The sequence below is a fragment of the Marinobacter gelidimuriae genome (assembly GCF_000372805.1).
GTDB classification, from domain to species: Bacteria; Pseudomonadota; Gammaproteobacteria; order Pseudomonadales; family Oleiphilaceae; genus Marinobacter; species Marinobacter gelidimuriae.
This window is the reverse complement of record NZ_KB889860.1, coordinates 1-1,299: the sequence shown is the minus strand read 5'-3', so window position 1 is coordinate 1,299 and position 1,299 is coordinate 1. Positions and strand designations below refer to the sequence as shown.

Below are 1,299 nucleotides of genomic sequence, written 5' to 3'. Positions count from 1 at the left end.
GTTGCCACCCGATATGACAAGCTTGCTCGAAATTATGAGAGCATCGTGTCATTGGCTTGCGCATTTCTCTGGCTACCGATGTGAATTGTCAACAGACCCTAGCACTTCCATACCAAGCGGTGACTGGAAGCCGTCGATCAGGGTGGAGACTTTATCCAGAGCCGGAGTGTAGGGTTTGGCCTCCTCAGATTTGAGATAAACCGCTACTTTTTCCTTCCGTGACTGCTCAAACCAGATTACATCAGCGGGCTTGGCATCGTCTAAACGCTTTTCGCACTGTAGGTAGCTACCATCCAGTGTGTCGAGCAAGTGATGCAGTCTGTGCGCATACGGCCCATACCGGTTGGCTTGAAAACCAAGATCCATGGGGTCTTTCAAACCGGACATGATGATTGCGCGCTCCATAAACCAGGCCAGTTTCTGAATCTCCAGAAGGGAGCATTCAATACCGAGCACCCAGTAGCGTCTTACGAGCTCAGAAATCAATGCCCGTGATGGTGTCAACTTCTCGACGCCAGTCCTTCGGGCAACGTTCTGATATTGGGCTGTTGGTTCATACACGACGATGCTCACATCGCTTAGAGCTCCGAGCGCATCTTCGATCATTGGCTTTACGGTCGCCCAGTTGAGGCCACCGTTGCCGCTTCCTAAAGGGGGGATGGCAATGGACTTGATGTTTTTGTCCAAGATTACCTGGTGTAGATCCTGAAGCCCTTCAGCAATCCACTCCTGCTTGGAGCCTGAGCGCCAATGTTGTTTGGTGGGGAAATTGATGATCCATCTAGGGCCCATGAGGTCTGTTTGCTCGGTGACGAACATGGAACCGGTCGCTACGACTCCAGATTTGCAGGCTTGTGCATAGGCTTTGAAATTCTCAGGAAAGGCTTCTTTGAACATCAGAGCGATGCCTTTACCCATTACTCCCACCGTGTTGACGGTGTTCACAAGAGCATCGACATCTGCTTTCAGTAGATTGCCTTTCGTGTATTTGATCATCAAAAAAACCAGGTTGGTCTGCTGTGTATGCCTAATTCGAGCTCTCGGTCAGAAACTAAAGCCTGAATCTTATCCTTCACTGCGTCATTGTAGGTTACTACGCCCAGGAGAGCATCCACCGGGAGGTAACGATGTATCAGCGCTTCTGCCTGGTAAAGCTCTGACTTCTCAGGGCCTTCCGGGTCTTTCTTGAAGTCACGGGCTTGCAGTGTAAACACCGGTCTAAAAGCGCTGCTATTTGCCGAATATCCACACAGTCAGATTTTTCCTCAGATCGAAAATCCATAAAACATTGCACAATTC

The 1,299-nt window shown here is 49.8% G+C and carries 2 protein-coding genes and 1 pseudogene; 1 reads left to right on the top strand and 2 read right to left on the bottom strand.

What is annotated here, in order from left to right; all coding sequences use genetic code 11:
* Positions 1 to 84, top strand: a pseudogene (locus tag A3OI_RS22575) (IS5/IS1182 family transposase); the annotation flags it as partial.
* Here A3OI_RS22575 and darG read toward each other — a convergent pair.
* Together darG and A3OI_RS24590 are read right to left on the bottom strand one after the other, a co-directional pair.
* On the bottom strand, positions 73 to 996 hold the full coding sequence (darG, locus tag A3OI_RS19270) for a type II toxin-antitoxin system antitoxin DNA ADP-ribosyl glycohydrolase DarG (RefSeq protein WP_018402997.1): 924 nt from the start codon (positions 994 to 996) through the stop codon (positions 73 to 75). The pseudogene A3OI_RS22575 and the gene darG overlap by 12 nt on opposite strands.
* Positions 996 to 1,214: a DarT ssDNA thymidine ADP-ribosyltransferase family protein gene (locus A3OI_RS24590; RefSeq protein ID WP_018402996.1), complete on the bottom strand. Its 219-nt coding sequence runs from the start codon at positions 1,212 to 1,214 to the stop codon at positions 996 to 998. Before A3OI_RS24590 ends, darG begins: the two co-directional genes overlap by 1 nt.
* Between the last annotated feature and the right edge of the window lie 85 nt (positions 1,215 to 1,299).